General features: G+C 31.2%; 18 protein-coding genes. 2 read left to right on the top strand and 16 right to left on the bottom strand.

Features of this window, described 5'->3' with window-relative positions; translation table 11 throughout:
* Positions 1-34 precede the first annotated feature (34 nt).
* From BN1075_RS14380 to eutJ, 12 genes are all read right to left on the bottom strand, one after another.
* The gene (locus BN1075_RS14380) at positions 35-1,699 is read right to left on the bottom strand and encodes a ribonuclease J (RefSeq protein WP_040193915.1); all 1,665 of its coding nucleotides are present in this window, start codon (positions 1,697-1,699) and stop codon (positions 35-37) included.
* Positions 1,700-1,857: 158 nt separating this feature from the next.
* Positions 1,858-2,244: a hypothetical protein gene (locus tag BN1075_RS14375; RefSeq protein WP_040193914.1), complete on the bottom strand. Its 387-nt coding sequence runs from the start codon at positions 2,242-2,244 to the stop codon at positions 1,858-1,860.
* 117 nt (positions 2,245-2,361) lie between these two features.
* Positions 2,362-3,456: a BMP family ABC transporter substrate-binding protein gene (locus BN1075_RS14370; protein WP_052406562.1), complete on the bottom strand. Its 1,095-nt coding sequence runs from the start codon at positions 3,454-3,456 to the stop codon at positions 2,362-2,364.
* Between the two features lie 45 nt (positions 3,457-3,501).
* Positions 3,502-4,077 carry a hypothetical protein gene (locus BN1075_RS14365; protein ID WP_040193912.1) on the bottom strand — a complete coding sequence of 192 codons (576 nt, stop codon included), beginning with the start codon at positions 4,075-4,077 and terminating at the stop codon, positions 3,502-3,504.
* A 65-nt stretch (positions 4,078-4,142) separates the two neighbouring features.
* The gene (locus BN1075_RS14360; protein WP_040193911.1) at positions 4,143-5,057 is read right to left on the bottom strand and encodes an ABC transporter permease; all 915 of its coding nucleotides are present in this window, start codon (positions 5,055-5,057) and stop codon (positions 4,143-4,145) included.
* A 1-nt stretch (position 5,058) separates the two neighbouring features.
* Positions 5,059-6,162 carry an ABC transporter permease gene (locus BN1075_RS14355; protein ID WP_040193910.1) on the bottom strand — a complete coding sequence of 368 codons (1,104 nt, stop codon included), beginning with the start codon at positions 6,160-6,162 and terminating at the stop codon, positions 5,059-5,061.
* Positions 6,155-7,684: an ABC transporter ATP-binding protein gene (locus BN1075_RS14350; protein WP_040193908.1), complete on the bottom strand. Its 1,530-nt coding sequence runs from the start codon at positions 7,682-7,684 to the stop codon at positions 6,155-6,157. The genes BN1075_RS14355 and BN1075_RS14350 overlap by 8 nt, the downstream gene beginning before the upstream one ends.
* Before the next feature lie 517 nt (positions 7,685-8,201).
* Positions 8,202-9,869, bottom strand: coding sequence for an ABC transporter ATP-binding protein (locus tag BN1075_RS14345; RefSeq protein WP_040193907.1), 1,668 nt, complete (start codon positions 9,867-9,869; stop codon positions 8,202-8,204).
* Positions 9,857-10,633: an energy-coupling factor transporter transmembrane component T family protein gene (locus tag BN1075_RS14340; RefSeq protein WP_040193905.1), complete on the bottom strand. Its 777-nt coding sequence runs from the start codon at positions 10,631-10,633 to the stop codon at positions 9,857-9,859. The genes BN1075_RS14345 and BN1075_RS14340 overlap by 13 nt, the downstream gene beginning before the upstream one ends.
* A gap of 65 nt (positions 10,634-10,698) precedes the next feature.
* Positions 10,699-11,304 carry a membrane protein gene (locus BN1075_RS14335; RefSeq protein ID WP_040193904.1) on the bottom strand — a complete coding sequence of 202 codons (606 nt, stop codon included), beginning with the start codon at positions 11,302-11,304 and terminating at the stop codon, positions 10,699-10,701.
* Positions 11,305-11,340: 36 nt separating this feature from the next.
* A complete protein-coding gene (locus tag BN1075_RS14330) occupies positions 11,341-11,868 on the bottom strand; it encodes a cysteine hydrolase family protein (RefSeq protein ID WP_040193903.1) in 528 nt (175 codons plus the stop codon).
* A 134-nt stretch (positions 11,869-12,002) separates the two neighbouring features.
* Positions 12,003-12,830 carry an ethanolamine utilization protein EutJ gene (gene eutJ / locus BN1075_RS14325; RefSeq protein ID WP_040193902.1) on the bottom strand — a complete coding sequence of 276 codons (828 nt, stop codon included), beginning with the start codon at positions 12,828-12,830 and terminating at the stop codon, positions 12,003-12,005.
* A gap of 277 nt (positions 12,831-13,107) precedes the next feature.
* On the opposite strand from eutJ, the gene BN1075_RS14320 reads away from it, so the two are divergent.
* Positions 13,108-13,578 (top strand): methylated-DNA--[protein]-cysteine S-methyltransferase, encoded by a 471-nt coding sequence (locus tag BN1075_RS14320; protein WP_040193900.1) that lies wholly within the window; start codon positions 13,108-13,110, stop codon positions 13,576-13,578.
* Between the two features lie 27 nt (positions 13,579-13,605).
* Here BN1075_RS14320 and BN1075_RS14315 read toward each other — a convergent pair whose 3' ends face one another.
* Positions 13,606-14,688 (bottom strand): YecA family protein, encoded by a 1,083-nt coding sequence (locus BN1075_RS14315; protein WP_040193899.1) that lies wholly within the window; start codon positions 14,686-14,688, stop codon positions 13,606-13,608.
* Positions 14,689-14,974: 286 nt separating this feature from the next.
* Between BN1075_RS14315 and BN1075_RS14310 the strand changes: the two genes are divergently transcribed.
* Entirely contained in the window at positions 14,975-15,406 is a 432-nt protein-coding gene (locus BN1075_RS14310; RefSeq protein WP_040193898.1) for a DUF3592 domain-containing protein, read from the top strand.
* Positions 15,407-15,427: 21 nt separating this feature from the next.
* On the opposite strand, the gene BN1075_RS14305 is transcribed toward BN1075_RS14310, so the two are convergent.
* The 3 genes from BN1075_RS14305 to BN1075_RS14295 all read right to left on the bottom strand — a co-directional run bounded on the left by BN1075_RS14305 (position 15,428) and on the right by BN1075_RS14295 (position 18,951).
* Positions 15,428-16,384 carry an aromatic acid exporter family protein gene (locus BN1075_RS14305; protein WP_040193897.1) on the bottom strand — a complete coding sequence of 319 codons (957 nt, stop codon included), beginning with the start codon at positions 16,382-16,384 and terminating at the stop codon, positions 15,428-15,430.
* A gap of 156 nt (positions 16,385-16,540) precedes the next feature.
* Positions 16,541-17,980, bottom strand: coding sequence for a phospholipase D family protein (locus BN1075_RS14300; RefSeq protein WP_040193896.1), 1,440 nt, complete (start codon positions 17,978-17,980; stop codon positions 16,541-16,543).
* Between the two features lie 140 nt (positions 17,981-18,120).
* Complete coding sequence (locus BN1075_RS14295; protein ID WP_040193895.1) at positions 18,121-18,951, bottom strand: MerR family DNA-binding transcriptional regulator; 831 nt, start codon at positions 18,949-18,951, stop codon at positions 18,121-18,123.
* Positions 18,952-19,049 lie beyond the last annotated feature (98 nt).

The raw sequence follows: 19,049 nt of genomic DNA, 5'->3' as shown, positions 1-19,049 counted from the left end.
GATTAAATACTCAAGGGGATTTATCTTTACACTACTAAATCTCCATAATTATTGGGAAAATCGTTGGCCTTCTCTTGGTCTGTCCATATAAATAATGTTCTAAGGACCTTTTAATATTTAACTTTAATACATACCATTCTTTAACTTGACTACTTAAAGCACACTCTACTTCTTTACGTGCAATTTCTTTACACTCCTTAATCATAGCTTCTGCTTCCTTAGCATATACAAATCCCCTTGTGATAATATCTGGTCCAGCTATTATGGAATAAGATTCAGCTTCAATTGCAATTACAACCGTAAGCATTCCGTCCTGTGCTAAATATCTTCTATCCCTCAAGACAATATTTCCAACATCTCCAACACCTATACCGTCAACAAATACTAAACCAGTACTTACTCTTCCACATTTTTTAGCTTCATCTCTGCTTAATTGAAGAACATCACCAGTTCCTAAAATAAAAATGTTTTTTTCTTCCATTCCCAAAGATATTGCTAAATCCTTATGATGTTTCAAATGTCTATACTCTCCATGTACTGGCATAAAATATTTAGGCTGCACTAAAGTATGAATAAGTTTTAGTTCTTCTTGATAAGCATGGCCTGAAACATGAACATCCTCTAAGGCTTCATAAATAACTTCTGCTCCTCTTTTATAAAGTTCATTTATTACCCTACCTATAAGCTTATCATTTCCAGGAATTGGAGATGCAGAAATAATAAATAAATCATTTTTCTCAAGTTGAATCTTTCTATGATTTGAAAAAGCTATTCTTGCAAGTCCTGCCATGGGCTCCCCTTGGCTTCCTGTCGTAATAATTGTTATATTTTCATTATTATAATTTCCTATTTCATCAACATCAATCAAAATATCTTCCGGAATATGCAAATAACCTAAATCCATAGCTACTTTAGAGATTCCCTCCATGCTTCTTCCGATAAATGCAATTTTCCTATTGTGAATAATAGATGCATTAGCAATTTGCTGCATTCTGTGAATATTGGATGCAAAGGTTGCAACTATTACCCTCCCCTCAGCAGTTGAGAAAATCTTATTTAATGTGTGACCAATAGATTTTTCTGATAAACTATACCCTTGTCTTTCTACGTTAGTACTATCAGCCATTAAAAGAAGAACTCCTTCTCTTCCAAGCTCCCCAAACCTTTCTAAATCCATTATTTTTCCATCAATAGGTGTGTAATCTATTTTAAAATCTCCTGTATGAAGAACCACCCCAGCTGGTGTATGTATAGCAAGTGAACATGAATCTGCAATACTATGTGTGTTTCTAATGAATTCAACTTGCATTTTCTGAAGTTTAATTATATCTCCTGCTTCCACATTATTAAGTTTACATTCACTTAACATTTCATGTTCTTTAAGCTTATTTCCTACTATGCCTAATGTCAATCTGGTGCCATATATAGGTGCGTTAAGCTGCTTTAGAACATACGGCAATGACCCAATGTGATCCTCATGACCATGAGTTAAAAAGAAACCTTTTACCTTTGATGAATGCTCCTTTAAATATGATATATCCGGAATTATCAAATCCACTCCGTACATATCCTCATCCGGAAATGCAATTCCACAATCAATAACTATTATTTCATCCTCATATTCTATTGCCGTAATATTTTTTCCTATTTCACCTAAACCACCTAAAGGTATTACTTTTAAATATTTTTTTTCTTCCATCAGATCCCTTCCCTTCGTTTAAAGTCGTTCATTTATTATTACTCATATTATTTGTCATATCTTTATATTTAAATCTTTATTGCGAAAATAATTATAAATATATTTAAATAAAAATAACTCCCTAGAATTATCTCTAGAGAGTTTCACTTTTAAATTAATTATTTTTTCAATTCATATCTTATTCTTTCTGTATAACTACCTTCTTCATCATAGCCTGTTTCAATTCTCAACTTTACAAGCTTCATTTTATTTTCAAACTCAACCTTTTCTTCATTAACATGCTTGAATAGGTATACATCCCCCTCATCAATAGCATGCTCTTTGCTTTCAGGCTTTAAATTTAGTTTGCTATTTAACAAATGATCAGTGTATACATATGTATCCTCGGAAATCCATTCACCGCTGTCACCATAAATTTTTGCTCTATCACCTGTGACTATCATTATCGGAGGAAAATTCTTCTGTGTAATCATACTTTTTATCTCTTGTGCACCAAATTGTTCATGAAGTTGCGTTTTGTTATATACTTTTCCAATTTCAAACATTTTGATTCCACCCCCATTACAATTTTACTATTTTTTTGCGCACATATCAATTTATTTTTCTAATTTTCTTAATATTTTATTTATTAATAAAAAAGCCTCGTTATCCGAGGCTTTTTCTTATTTGAATTGATTTATAAATTCTGTTATTTCCTTTTGACTTTTTCCCATTATGCTCTTAACTTCAACAGTACCAGCTTTTAAGCCTTCTTCAGCTTCTTTAATTTTTGCTTTACCTGCTTCAGAAACATATTGCTCATATAAATCGTTTTTAACTATATCAACAACTCCATCAGCATAACCTAAAATCTCATAACCACTTTTATATTCTCCAGTAACAGCATCTTCTATGGCACCATATAACGCATTACCAATTAATTTAAGAACAGATGTAACAAATACTTTTCTTTCATCTTTTCCAACATAAAGCTCTGATTGATCAGCATCAACGCCAATTATATATTTTCCTGTTTCTGCAGCTGCTTCTATAGCACCTATTCCTGAAGAACCAGCACATGCAAATATAACATCATCTTTAGAATTGTTAAATTGAGCAAAAGCTAATTCCTTTGCTTTTGCTGAATCTGACCAGCTACCTACATAAGATGCATCAAATTTAACTGATTCATCATAGAACTTAGCCCCTTGTAAATATCCAGCTAAGAACTCTTGAATTACTGGAGTTTCGTCCATTCCTCCAACAAAACCAATTCTTTTCTCTTCACTTGTACCTTCTAAATCTCCTGAAGCTATGTCAGCAGCAACTATTCCACCTAAAAATGCAGCTTCTGATGTTTGGAATCCAATAGAATATATATTATCTACCCCTTCGATTGGTTCATCCCATGTTATAAACTTAACATCTGGATTAGCTTCTGCTACTTCCATTAGATTATCTACAAAGTCAGCAGTAATAATATAATCTGCACCTGCGTCTACAGCTTCATACATCGCAGATAAATGCTTTTGTTCATCTGCAGTAGTTTCAACAATTTCTATATCTGCTTTATCAGCAAAATCAGTTTTTGCTCTTTCTACTCCCTCTTTTGCACTATCCCAGTAAGACTTGTCTCCAAAGGCTTTTCCTAAAAATTTTACTACAACCTTCTCATCGGAACCTGAAGGTTTTCCATCTCCATTCCCCTTACTCCCACAACCAACTAACATAGTCATAGACATAGCTGCTGCTAATACTAATGCTGTAATTTTTTTCATATCTTACACCCCTTATTCATATTTATACCTTAACAAAGTTGATTTCTATTTTTGATTTACTTCTTCTTCACACATTTTAATTAATTGTTGACGATAAGAGTCATCATACTCTTCCCAAAGTGGTTCAACCTTACTTGCTTCATTTAAGAAATAGAATACATCTCTTCCCATTTCTCTTCCTTTTATAGTGTGCATATCCATAGCATAATCAGGAATTTCAACCTTATATCCTTTTTCAAATTCCTTCATGATTATGTTCTTTATTTGGTCTGTTGAACGTTCTTTTTTACATTTACACATATAACGGATGGCATGCATAAAGAATATTGGTCTGTCTCCATCACCATATGGGAATTCTTTTCTTAACTGATTCATTGTATATACAAAATTTGGTGCAGTAACATCTCCAAATCCTATATCTTCTACACTTATTACTAATAATCTATTCCACATTTTTTCTTCATGGAAGTTTGAAGTTATGTATAATTCATAAGCCATACGTAAAGCCTTATCTTCCTCACCTCTACGTATACATTTTTGCATTGCTGAAATAACTAAGTCTGCCTCTACACCATTTTTTGTTAAAGTGTTTGACCATGGATCATAATACGTGTTTGACATTTTAAATTCCTCCTAAGTATATAACTTTTATTTATATATAACCTCCAAATGGAAGCAATATGCTCTTATATCTCTATTGTCACATTATGTTTCTTATTTTTTATTACAGTAAAAATGATTAAAATTACTACTATGAATATATATGGAAATGCTCTTATAAGCTCTAAAGGTATATTACTTTGTTGTAAATATATTGAAACCGAATCAGAGAATCCGTAAATTAAAGAACTTAATAATCCACCAATAGGATTCGAACCAGCCATTGAATCAGTTGCTAAGGCTAAGTAACCTCTTCCTGATACCATTCCAGCAGTAAATACTGAAAGATATCCCATTGAAAGATACATTCCTCCAAATCCTGCAAGAATACCTCCAATAGCAAGAGAAATAAATTTTGTTCTTGTAGTATTAATTCCTACTGATTTTGCAGCTATCTCATTTTCTCCGACAGCTCTGATCTTTACCCCTAATTCAGTTTTAAAAATCAATATGTATAACACAACAACGCTAATCCATGCTAAATATGTCAAGGCATTATGTCCTGAAAATATTTCCCCTATGACTGGTATATTTTCAATTATAGGAATATTTATATTAGGGAAAGATAAACTATTTAAAGATGTACTTACAGCTTTATCACCCGTTAAAGTTGCAAGCATAAATATAGTCCCTCCATTTGCCGCTAAGTTTATTGCAACACCTGACACTACCATATTTGCTTTCATTTTTATTGAAAAATACCCTAATATCCACGATGTTATAACTCCTGCTGCTAAACCTGCCAGACATCCAATAAGCAAGCTTTGACTATACGCACTTACAACTGTTCCAGTAAAGGCACAAATTAGCATTGTACCCTCAATTGCTAAATTTACCATTCCACATTTACTAACTATATTCGCACAGAGTGTGGCGAACAATACAGGAGTTGTTGCTCTTAATACAGCAAACCAGAAATTTGGTGACATTATAAAATCCATATTAAATCCTTCCTCCTTGTACTCCAGTTTCTACAGTTAATGTTTCTTCCGCTTCTCTTAATGCTTCCTTTTGTTCTTGACGCACTTTCAAACCATGTAAAAATCTTTCAGAAGCAACCAATAAAATTATAATTCCTTGTATTATTGCTACTATTTCTGTATCTATGCTCGTTGATCTAGACATTATATCTGCTCCAACTCTTAAATATGAAAGACCAAATGCAGCTATTGGTACTAACTGTGGCTTACTCCCTGCTAGAAGATTAACCAATATTCCATCCCACAAATAATTAACTGGATTCTGCCATGTGAAACGCTTATTTAGACCTATCATTTCTATAGCTCCACCCATACCAGCAAGCATACCTCCAACAAATTGAGCAAGGAGAATTGTTTTAACTGTGTTTATGCCTGACGCTTTTGCAAAGTTTTTATTCATTCCTGTTACTTTCAGCTTATAACCAAAAGATGTCTTATTCATTAAAATTACTATACATATCACTACTGCAATCATAATTATGAAGCCCCAGTGCATATTTGTACCTTCTATTAATTTTCCTAACTTCGCAGTTGATGGGAACTCATAACTTCTCCAGCCTGCTCCCTTTTCAAGAAGTGTGTTGCTGACAATTGCAACTCCAATATAATAAAATATATAGTTAAACATAATTGATAACACTGTTACATTTGCATTTGTATACTTCTTTATAATTACCGGAAGCATACATATAAGACCACCAGTAATTGCTGCCACAGTAAGAATCAATGCTTGATTTATCCCATTAGCTATTGGAAACTTTAGTGCTATGAATGCTGCGATAACTCCACCCATATATAAAGATCCATCTGCGCCCATATTAAAATATCCACTTTTGTAAATTACGTTCATTGCCAGTCCAGTAAATACAAGAGGAATCATTCTCTCAACTACATTAAAAAAGCTTCTTTTTGATTGAAATGGTCCCGTTAACAATTTAGAAATAGCTAACCCCGGATCATCTGTAATTAAACAAATAACTATAAAAGCAAAAGCTAATGCTATAGAAATAGAACATACTATTCTAAGAAGTCCATGATAGTCACGATTTTTTTTATTCTTATCCATTTGCTGATACCTCCTTAGTCTTTACACCTAACATATAAAGGCCCAGTTCTTCTTCACTTACTCTTTTAGTGTTGTTTAAATCAGCAACAACTTTCCCTTTATGCATAACTAAAATTCTATCACTTAGACCTATTAATTCACTTAAATCAGCCGAAACGAGAAGTATTCCCTTTCCATCCTCACGCTTTTCTAAGATTTTTTTATGTATAAATTCTATGGCTCCAACATCCACTCCACGAGTAGGCTGGCTAATTATTAATAATTCACTTGGCGCACTAAACTCTCTTGCGACAATAGCCTTTTGAATGTTACCACCTGATAAACCTTTAATTTTTTGATTTTCATCTTTTGTTTTAACTAAATATTTTTTGATAAGTTCCTTACAATGCTCTTTTACTTTCTTCTCATTTATTATTCCAAGCTTATTTGTGAATGAAGCTATATTAGAAACAATTAAATTATCTCCCACGCTCATTTCCTCAGCGCAACCATTGAAAAGCCTGTCTTCTGGAATAAAAGAAATTCCTTCTTCACGTATGAATCCTGTATTTTTACCTGTAATGTCTTTTCCCTGAAAAATAACTTTTCCTGCTTCTGGTTTCATACTTCCCATAATGATTTCAATGAGTTCACTTTGACCATTTCCTTCAACTCCTGCAATACCAACAATTTCACCATCATTAACCTTTAATGATACGCCATCGAGTCTTTTTACACCAAAATAATCTGTATACTCCATATTCTCTAACTTAAGTAGTTCTTTTTTAGAATTCATAACTTTTCTGTTATATTCAAATACTACATCTCTTCCAACCATCAATCTTGATATCTCTTCTTCTGTAACATCCTTAGTTAAATAAGTTCCTCTCGTCTTACCATTTTTTAATATAGTAACTCTATCGCACAACTGCTTTACTTCATTTAACTTATGAGAAATAAATATTATGGTTAATCCTTGTTTTTTCAATTCAACTAACTTTTCAAAAAGTTCCTCTGTTTCTTGTGGAGTTAAAACAGCTGTTGGCTCGTCCAAAATTATTATTTTAGCTCCACGATATAAAACTTTTAATATCTCAAGTTTTTGTTTCATACCAACGCTTATATCTCTAACAAGCTTGTCTGCATCAATATCAAAATTATATTTTTTTGCTATTTCTCGGGTTTCCTTTAATGCTTTAGTTTTATCTTGGAAAAATCCACGTCCCTTAACTCCTAAGGTTAAGTTATCAGCTACAGATAAAGAACCTACTAGCATAAAATGCTGATGCACCATTCCTATACCATGATCTATAGCATCCTTACTTGATACAAATTTTACTTCTTTATTATTCACTATAACTTTTCCACTTGTAATTGACTCTAGTCCAAATAACATTTTCATTAAAGTACTCTTACCAGCACCATTTTCACCAACTAGAGCATGAATTTCACCTTCATCAACAGAAAAGTTTACATTATGATTTGCAAGAATACCGCCATCATATATTTTAGTTAAATCTATTACCTCTAAAACCTTACCCATCAGCTGCCCCTTTCAAATACGATTGTTTCATCTGTATTTCTGTATTAATGTTCGTCTTTTTATCTTTTCTTTATTTTACCACCATCACACAATTAACACAATAATAAAATTTATAATAATGTTAAATATTTATTGAAAATTCCTAATTGTAATACACAACTTAACAATTTATTAATTTTATTTTCGACAATTTATTGCTTATTTTGTTGTATAATCTACTAGAAAGCAATTTATCAATATTTTAACTATATTTTATTTATATATTTTTTACATATTTTCTTATATGTAAAAACAACTATTTAATATAAAAGATAAAATCCACTCCTTTATTTTAACATTTTTTAATTATTTTAAATAAATCTCACTTCAGCTTTAATTATTTTTTTATTTTTCACTTTTAGTCTCATTACAAATTTCTACATTTAAATATAAATTACTACATTTAAACACGAATATTATTCTGAAACAAAAAAATATAACCTCATGTTAAACATAAGGTTATATTTATATTCTCAATTTATGATATAAAATCTTCTACTGTTAAATAAACCTGCTTATAACCAAGTTTTTTACAAAGCTGTGTAACATGAGGCTGCTCCAAATATGCTCTTCTTAAAACTTCTCCATCATCAAATACATCTCTGGTTTTGCCATCTAACAAAACCTTTCCCTCTGCAAACACAATAGTTCTTTCAAAAACTTCTGCAACAAAATCCATATCATGAATTATTGTAATCACTAACTTACCGTCTCCTGTGAGTTTTCTTACTATACTTTTAATTATTTCCCGTCCTTTAAAATCCTGAGCAATTGTAGGTTCATCCAAAATTATTATCTCAGTATCCATTGCCAACACAGAAGCTATAGCAACAAGCTTTCTTTCAGACAACCCTAAATCATATGGATTTTCCTCAACAAAATCACTAAGACCTACACAACTTAAAGCCTCCATTGATTTTTCTCTTGCAACCTGTGCATCCATTCCAATATTTAATGGTCCAAACATAACTTCATCAATAACTTTATTTTTAAAAATTTGATCATTAGGATTTTGGAAAACAAAGCCTACCTTTCCAGCTAGCATTGCTACTGTTTGTGAACTAATGTCCTTCCCGCCATAATATATATTTCCTCCAACCGGCTTTAACAATCCCTTTATCAACTTTACAAAGGTTGTTTTTCCTGCCCCATTCTGACCAATTATAGCTGTTGGTCTATTATCAAAACTCAGATTGATATTCTTTAAAATTGGACTCCCTATCTTATATGAGAAATCCAAATTTTTTACTTTAATAATTTCCTGAACTTGATTTAAATCATCCCCCTTGTTGTATATATCAGATTTTTTATAGTCCTTTAATAGTTCATCAGCCCCGTTTAATGTAACTGGATAGTATTCAGAGTTTACTTTTTTCAAATTTAAAGCCTTGCAAATCCTTGTAAATGCCGGTGCTTCAACTCCATAGTCCATTAAATTTTCCATTGAAAAAATAACTTCCGGCTTATCATAAGCTATTAAACTACCTTTATGAAGAAGCATTACCTTATCACTATAAGCTGCAATTTTTTCAATTTTATGTTCTACCATTATAACTGTTATGCCAGCCTTTGTTAGTGAATCAACAGCTTCAAAAACCTCTTCACTTCCCTGTGGATCAAGTTGTGAGGTTGGTTCATCTAATACTATTACTTCAGGCTTCATCGCTAAAATACTGGCAATAGCAACACGCTGCATTTGCCCACCTGATAAATCAAAAGGATTCCTATCCTTATATTCATAAATACCTAATAATCTTAATACATGCTCCACCCTAGTATGAATCTCTTCACGTTCTATTCCCAGATTTTGAAGTCCAAATGCAATTTCCTCATAAACATTATCCTTTGCACCTGTAAGCTGATTAAATGGATTTTGGAATACCATTCCAACCTTTTCACATAACTTCCAAATGGGAGTCTTCGCAATCTCTATATTATCTATTACTACCTTTCCACCATATGCACCTTTATAAAAATTAGGTACAAGCCCCATAAGAGCCTGGCATAATGTACTTTTCCCCGCATTATTTTCACCTATAATACCGATAAATTCACCTTTTTCAATCTCAAAGGAAATATTGTTTAACGCCAGCTCCTTTGTATGAGGATATCTATATTTTAAATTTTCCACCTTTATGAAAGCCACAAGTATCCCCTCCATATTACAGAAGAAATAATTGCTAATATCATTAATACCCTAACAATTAAATCTGTCTGCGTTTTTCTTTTCTCATTTAAAAAAGTCTTTTTACCTTTTGCTTCAAAACCTCTAACCTCAAGAGCAATTGCTCTTTCACGTGTATTAGACAAAGAACTCATAACAACTGGTGCAATTAATGGTATAAAAGCCTTAGCTCTAACCCAAAACTTTCCTTCTGTCTCAAGACCTCTGCTCCTTTGTGCATCAGTTATGGTGCTCATAGTCCCAATCATTTGAGGTATAATTTGAAATACTGATGCGATAATATATCCAAACCTTGGTGAGAACCCTATTCTCTCCATATCTTCAACTAAATCCGAAGGCTTTGTTGTAAGAACAAAAATAGCAAATGAAAGCAACATATTTAAAATATTCAAACTGATCCTTGTTGCATACAATACTCCTTCCTTATAAAACCTTAATCCCGCAAAAGTAAACAAAATGTTCTCATTACTAGCATTAAATAATCCATGAATTAGAAAAATAGTAACTAGTATTGTAAAAGAAAAGGCTATTAAAGGAATCGTTCTTTTCAATGTTTTTCCCAAAAACAATAATATTAAACTTAATCCAATAAATATTCCATATGCCCAAAATTCACCGATAAACAAAGGAACAATAATTGCAGTTAATATATAAAAGACCTTATTAAAGGGTTCAATTCTATTTAAAAACGTCTTTTTATCTACATATAAACTAATACTTTTCATATTTCCTCCTAAAAAAGGCCAATTAGCACAAAATTTTTGCTGCTAATTGAGCCTTTATTTTTTACTTATATGTCTAGACTTTCAATTGAATCATCAGCCTCATAGAGAGAAATCAATTTCTTAGGTAAACCCTTAACAATAGCATATACCACCAAAATAGTAAGTATCTTATCCGGTACATCCACCACAAGTTCATCTAAAAAGGATCCAACCATAACAGGCATTCCAGCTGATTGGGTCCATGCAAAAAGTGCATCCCCCCATATATTCCCTGTAGTACCACCCCAAAACTGTACATTAAGTGGTGTAGAAATTAATACTGCAGCAAAACCAGCTACACATGCGGTTAAAATTGCTCCTCCTAGTGTTTTCATTTTTCCTAAGCGTGACATAATACCTACAGCAATACCAATACCAACACTTGTTAACGCATATATTAAAGTAATGTTATCACCTGTAGTTAAACCATAAATCAAATTATTTGCAGCACCGCATATTGCTCCAATGATTGGACCTCCTAAAAAAGCACCAATGCATGTCCCAATAGCGTCTAACCATAAAGGAAGTTTTAGTGCAGCAGCAAATGCTTTTCCTAAATAGTTAATTCCAATACATGCTGGAATTAGTACTAATGTTGCAGCATTCAATTTTGTAGCCCAAATTTTTTTCATTTTTATATCCCCCTTTTAAATTTTCTTTATAAAATATTATATTATTTCAATCTGACACATATTCATAGCATTTAACGCATTGCGATGACTTTCTGGCGTAACCCCTGCACAACACTCACTATCAACTACTATCTTTAACTCAGGCATAGTTGATTTTAATAACATAGAATTAGAAATTACACAAATATCTGTACATACTCCAACAAGTTCAACCTCATCAACTTTCTTTTCTTCATATAACTTTGATACATATTTAACCATTTCCATTGACCCAAAGGCAGGTTTATCAAATATCTTGCTATTAGCTTTAATTGCTAATTCATCAATTGCATCCATTAAACGCCACCCTTCTGTTTCCTTTATACAGTGTACTACTGGTAACTTTATTCCTTCCTGACTTTCTAAATATCTTTCATCATGAGTGTCTCTGGTATAAATCACTTCACCATTAAAACCTTTTATTTTGCTGATAACCTTAGGCACAACATCCACCGCTTCTCTTGTCCCAAGAACTCCATTTATAAAATCTTTTTGCATATCAATAACTATTAATAATTTTTGCATTCTGCACATCCCCTTACATCGAGTTTTATAGGTGTATATACACCTGTTAAGATACTAACATACTATTTTTCCAATTTCAAGAATATTAATGTTCTTTTTAAAATAAAAAAGAACTGGTATCAGTTCTTCTCTACTTATTTACAATTCATAGCAATACCTAAAGGTGTAACTAAAAATGGATTTCTAGGTTTATAAGTTTTTATTCCTGTCTCTTTTTCAACAATATTTTCGAACCCCTTAAGACAACATGTACCCCCAACTAAATATATTTCACTAACCTCAAATTTTACAATATGTCTGCTTATTATAGATGCAACTTTTTGAATTACTGGCGTGACCAAAGGTAAAATTTCATTACATTTGTTTATATCTTTTTTTATAGCTTCAGCCGTATCAAAATCAATATGATATGCTCCAGAAATAACTAAAGATAAATGTGTTCCTCCGGTAGGTTCATCAGCAGTATATATAACCTTGCCGTTTTTAATGACTGAAAGCCCCGTTGTTCCGCCCCCTACATCTACGACCACCCCATTATTAATTTCCAAAACAGAATTAGCAGCTGTCGGTTCATCTAATACATTTATTACTTCCATGCCTGCACCTTCAACAACATAAATATGACTTTTGCAATCTCCCTTAGATGTTCCTGGTGGTACCGCAATTGCAGCCTTGGTTAACTCTGTTCCTAACTCACTCTCAATTTTACTTTTTAAACGCTTCAAGATATTTAATGCACCCATATAATCAACTAATAATCCATCTTTAACCACCTGTGCATATTCCATTTCATAAGTAATTGGCTTCTTCTGCTTATTTAAAACAACAATAACTATATAAGCTGTGCCTAAATCTACACCTACCAAAAACTCTTCATCCTTTTTTAATGAATATTTTTTTGACTTTGTATTTTCTAATTCACTTATTAGCAGTTCACTTTTCTTTAGATTCATTGATCTCATTCCTTTATTTAATAATTAATATCTTCATAACTGATCTATTCTATATCACTGTATTTAGGTTATTTTCTATATGGACTTTATTAAAATAATTCCCAAACTATCGCAACATTAATTTTTATTATCAATATTATTCGTATAAAATCTATCCTAATAAATTTTACTCATTTTAAATTAATCCATTCACAAACAAATAAAAATATATTATTCTTTTTAGTTGAGTTTGATATTATAATAATCTTATATTTAACTTATTATGAATTAGTATACGGAGGAAATTATGGATTGTATCTATCATTATAATTTTTCTATCGGTAAAATCACTATAGCCGAGAGTGAAGGATTTATAACTTCTATAGGATTTTTTGAAGATAGTAGCTTTAAACATTATATCCTTAAAGAAACGCCTTTAATCAAAAATGCAGCTGTTCAAATTGATGAATTCTTAAATGGCTTAAGAAAGCAATTTGATTTACCACTTGCTCCATCTGGTACAAAATTTCAAAAACAAGTGTGGCAATCACTTCTTGATATCCCTTATGGCGAAACTCGAAGTTACAAAGATATCGCAGTTTCAATAAATAACCCCAAAGCCTATAGAGCTGTTGGCATGGCCAATAATAAAAACCCCATCATGATTGTTATTCCCTGCCACAGAGTAATTGGTTCTAATGGTGATCTCGTTGGCTATGGTGGCGGTATAAATATTAAAGAGATACTTCTAAACATTGAAAATAAAAATAGGTGCTGATATTTTATCAGCACCTATTTTTGTTTTCTACTTTCCGCAGCAAACCTTATACTTTCTACCACTTCCACATGGACATGGTTCATTTCTTCCAATCTTTTTCTCAGACTCTTCTCTAATTGAAGTAGTCGGAAATTCAACAATTTTATTTTCTCCTCTAATCATATCAAGTTCTTTTGCTGTATACCCTCTATTCCAAATTCCTCTTGTATGATTAATTAAATTACCTATATGAGGTAATAATTTTTCTACTTGTTTTCTGTTTTTTATTGGCACACCCTTAAACTCAAACTCCTCAAATAAATCATTTACTTCTGCACCAAGAATTATTGCAATTTGAACTCCCTCGCAAATACTATAAGCTAACTCCTCATCCTTTGTAAGCTCTAAAGCAAGTATACATTCTTTTAGTCTATTAAATTGAGGTGTTATTTCATAGTACATACCTTCATTATATTTCAAAAATTCATTTTTTGATGGTATATAATATGGCTTATCATCCTGCTCCTTAAGCAAACGCTCATAGACATCATTTTCTAACAATTCAATACCAACTACATACCCATCGTGGAAAGTAAAGGCATCATTTTTAATATCAGAACCTTCGCAAGCACCCATAATCTCATCTAATGTAGCTTCTATTTCATTATAACCATTGAAAATTTCTATTAATTTTTCTACAGGTACTAATCCATACAATCTAACTGATGCCCTGCAATAATCTGAAACAAGCTGGAATCTTTCTCTTTTATTTTTAAATTCTGCAGTATTAATACGATTATAAAGTTCTTTAACATCATCAGTAACAGTTACCTTTAAATCTTGGGATATAAAAATATACCCTTTCCCATATAGAAAATCAAAAGACTTCAATTCTTCTTCATTTATTATGGTTTCACCATTACATGCAGCTTCAAATAATCTTATCTCATCATCTTGTGTTAATAAAAATATAAGTTCTGCATGTTCTTCATCAAGAATACGCTCAGCAATTTTATCAACTAACTCTTTCTTTTTTAATTTAGAGTAGTTTTTTAAAGCTAAAAGCTTTGCGAGCTCCTTTAAAACATCAACTTTATACTCTAATAACTTATCACAAATCGAAATTTTCATTTATTCTCTTACCCCTTTAGCAAATCTTTATTGTCATCCTTTGTTATTACGCAAAAAAATAATGGTACTCATTCACCTATACCATAGCCTTCTATGATTATACAACAAAATCTAACTTTTTAAAACCTCTACTATAAAGATGTCATTCTCTAAACGCTTCTGTACTCGTCTCAAAAATTCCTCAATAAATAATTTAAGCTTAATTTTACACATTTATTAGACTCCAATTTAACCATCTTATCATACTATGTATATTATGTGCTTATCATTTAAAGGAGGCTTATTTATGGAATCAACTGGCACTCTATCTATCATATTAGGAATATCAATTATATTTTTAGCTATATTATATCGATTTTCAGCACTACTTATTACTATTTTTAAAAATAGCAAATGTACCATAAAAGAAACTGCTAGAATTATAAAAATTGAAGAAAAAACCGTATCATATAAAAAAGTTAAACAATCTATGAAAACTATTGTCTATATTCCAATATATCAATATGTTGTTAACGGAAATTTTTATACTTTTAGTGGGGCACCAGAAGAAACTAATCTAAAAAAAATTGGTGATGAAGATTACGTTTTCTATGACCCTACAAATCCTTCAAGAATTATTCGTCAAAGAGATAATACTTTTAAAATCATCCTCGGTTTCATGATTTGGATTTTATTAGGCTTAAGTTGCATACTATATGGGGTTATAATTAATCTATAAATAAAACAAATGACCTTCGACTTAATCGAAGGTCATTTGTTTTGAAAACTCCACTTTTAACTCTAAAAATCTTTCCAGATCACTAAGAACCATAAAAAGAATTGCTCTATTTTCAAACTCTTCTCTATCTGCAGGGAGAGGTTCATTTTTCATATTAATTTTCAACTCATTTAATTCTTTTAAGAGTGTTTTGCCATTATTGTGTTCATGATATGTTTCACTTATCTTTAGAACAAATTGAGAAATTATCTTTCCTTGATTTGGAATACCTGTAAGCAATGCTATATTCTCATATATTTTTTTCAATATCTTAGTTTGATTTTTTCTCATTTCAATATAATCAATATAGTACTGTGTATCCCCTACAAAAGTATTATTCATATTCTCATAAGCTTTTCTTTTTGCTGTTTTTAAAATCTTAAATAATTGATTTATATTTTCTTCATGTACCTCTTCTCCATTAATCCTTTTGCTAATATTCTCCAAAACACCCCTACTTTTCTTCTCAACCTTTCTCTGAAACTCCACAACAGATGCTTTTGAGGAAGGCATATATAAATTTAATATAATACCAATGGATGAGCCAATTAAAAATAATCCTGCTTCATTAATAATCCAGCTATAACTAACTGATTTCTCCACAAGTAAGTGAGTCATCAAGACAGCATTTATTGAAATTCCATCTTGTAATTCAAATCTATAACTAATAGAAACAAAAAATAAAAGGAAAATTCCAAAACTTATTGGCGAATACCCTGCTAAGGTGAATGTAATAATTGCTATTAGTATAGCTAGAAAAAAAGAACCTCCCCTTTTTACTGCAACGTTAATTGTTTCTTTTTTTGTATTCTGAATTGAAAGCAGAGTTATAATTCCTGCTGAAGTACTATAAGAGATATTTAATGATTGCGCAATAATTATAGCAAGCATACTTCCTGCTGCAATTTTCAATGTTTTAATTAAGTTGATATTTTTCATTTGTAACCTCAATTCTATTTTAATCTTACTGTCTATATAATACTTTATTTATATTAAAAATTACAGATTTTAATTAAATCTCCTCCAAAATTATAAAAAATAAAGATAAGCTTTTATTAAAATAAAATTTCTTATCTTTACTAAAAAATACTTAAATCAAACCAAAATTCTAAATGGCTGCATCACTAATCCCACAAACCACCAAAGAAACCTTTTAACTGGCTCAACCTTTGCGATCTCTAGATGCTCTGGAACTTCATAGTTTTTTTCATCTATAACCCTTCTACAATCCTTCTCGTACCCTTCCATATAACCTCTTAACTGACTCGTAAGTTCTTCACTATTTACAACTAGCATTAATTCTGTATCTACATAGGTACTTCTTAAGTCGAAATTAAAGGAGCCTACTACTGATATGTTATCATCAATAGTTAGGGATTTTGCATGATAAGAGGTTCCCCCATCATATTCAAACAATTCTGCACCTATTTCAACAATCTTTTTCTTATTTCTTAAATAATCACTAGAAGCAAAAAAATTGTCACCATTTTCAACTGAATTAATAACCATTTGAAAATCTTCTACACTGCTTCCTACTTGCTGAAGCAGCTCTAGCATATAGTCATCAAACACAGCATATGGAGAATGGACAACCACTTGTTTTTTTGCATCCTTCATTAATTGTACCAAGGAATAAAAAACCTTTGGTTCTTTTCCATAAACATGAATATCATTAGATAATAGTGTTATCTTCTTTGTAGGAACTGTTGTTGATTCATATGAATATTCTTCAAATAACTTTGGCCATTCCTCCTTAAGATAAGTATATCTCTCCTTAAGAAATCCAACCTTATCCTTAACCTTTTCCTTTTCAGCTAAACTTTCCGAATCAAAAAACATCTTACTTTCATCTGAGTTCCAAACCCTATTGAAATATTCCTCTAATTGAAATAAAGAACTTTCCTTTGCGTCCTTATCTCCATTAGCCCCATTATAAACTAAAACTTCTCTATCAAAGCTTTTACTCTTTGCTTCAAATTCTCCAATAAAATAATCAAAAGAATTTCGTCCACCTAAAATATACCCCAGATCATCTACAATTATATATTTATCATGCATTCTCCCTTGTGTTTTCCAAGGAAATAATATATTTACTGGATTATACATCTTAACCTCTATATTAGGATGGCTGGAAATCGCATGAAACAGTGGATTATTACTCATTCTCAAGGGACCATTAAAACCGTCAACTAAAATCTTGACCTGCACCCCTTCATTTGCCTTGGCTAAAATAACAGATAAAATATCTTTAGTACTTTCTCCATCTCTCATATCAAAAGTAGATAAAATAATTCTCTCCTTTGCCTTATCCAACATTCTTAACCTTTCATCCCATGCACTTTGATTAGTTTCCAAAATCATAGCTCTATCAACAGAATTACTGCTTCCGTAAAAATCTTCAGTATTAAAATTATTAATATATTCCTCACTGACCTTCTTTGGTATGAAAAATGGTCCCATGGCACCTATAATAAAGTACATAAGTATACACACTCCTACTAAAATACTTATTTTCTTCTTCCCCCATTTTTTCATTAAAAACGTCCTCCTTAAAGCTAAAACTTTCATCTTATAGATTCTATAATTATTAATACCTTAAACTACTTACATAGTTACCTCACTCATAATCAACTTTTATTATCCCATAGGATTTCTTGCTTTTCATGAATCTTCTATTAACTTTTAATTTCATCCATGTAACTATTTTCTTCTTCAACACACATTTGAATTTGGCAGCTAAAGGTTTCTGTATTAAACAAATCATTAAACAACTCTATTTCTAAAAAACATTTTACCTTTATATTTCTTTGCTTTACATACTTAATTAACTCATCCACCCGTTCACTTTCATTATCTTTATTATAAGCAACAGTTAAATATTTTCCTTCTGGAAGAAATGCTAAATTATCTTTGCAAATTAAATCCTCACTCCCTTGGAAGGTACTAAAAACATATGCAGGCTTAACCTTTCCACTTAAATCAATATCATATATAATTCCTCTTTCCATGGAAATCTCTATTCCACACACCTGAGCAATTCTATCTAATTCAGAGTAATATAGAACTTCCTTTAAATATCCTGTTTCATTACACGGAACTATTATTATAGGTCTTTCCTTAAAAGATATAGTCCTAATCTCACTACTTTCTGCTAATACTCTTGCTTTCTCAATACTATTAGATAATTCCTCAATATTTTTTATAATCTCTTGCATTTTAATAATATTTTTCTCTGCCTCTACTTTCTTTATATTCAAAAATTCGATAAGCTGATTAGTATTGCATTCTTTAAAAATCTTTCTCAATTCATCAATACTTGTACCTAACACCCTACAGCCCTTTATAATATCTATATAAATAAACTGCTCCAAAGAATAAAACCTATACCCTGTTACCTCATCAATATATTTGGGTATTAAGATACCTTCTTTATGATAATATCGTAAGGCTTTAATTGTTATATCTTTTATTTTCGAAACTTCTCCAATTGAGTATAATTGCTCCATTTTATCCACCTCAGCATTATTAACACTTTCTTAATTGACTCTCCTCTTAGGGTAGACTCTATTATCATTTTAACGTAATTAATTTAATTTTAAAAGAA

This window comes from Clostridium culturomicium, from assembly GCF_000821305.1.
GTDB lineage: Bacteria > Bacillota > Clostridia > Clostridiales > Clostridiaceae > Clostridium_J > Clostridium_J culturomicium.
The sequence above is the reverse complement of the archived record's forward strand: the minus strand, read 5'-3'. Positions and strand labels throughout refer to the sequence as shown.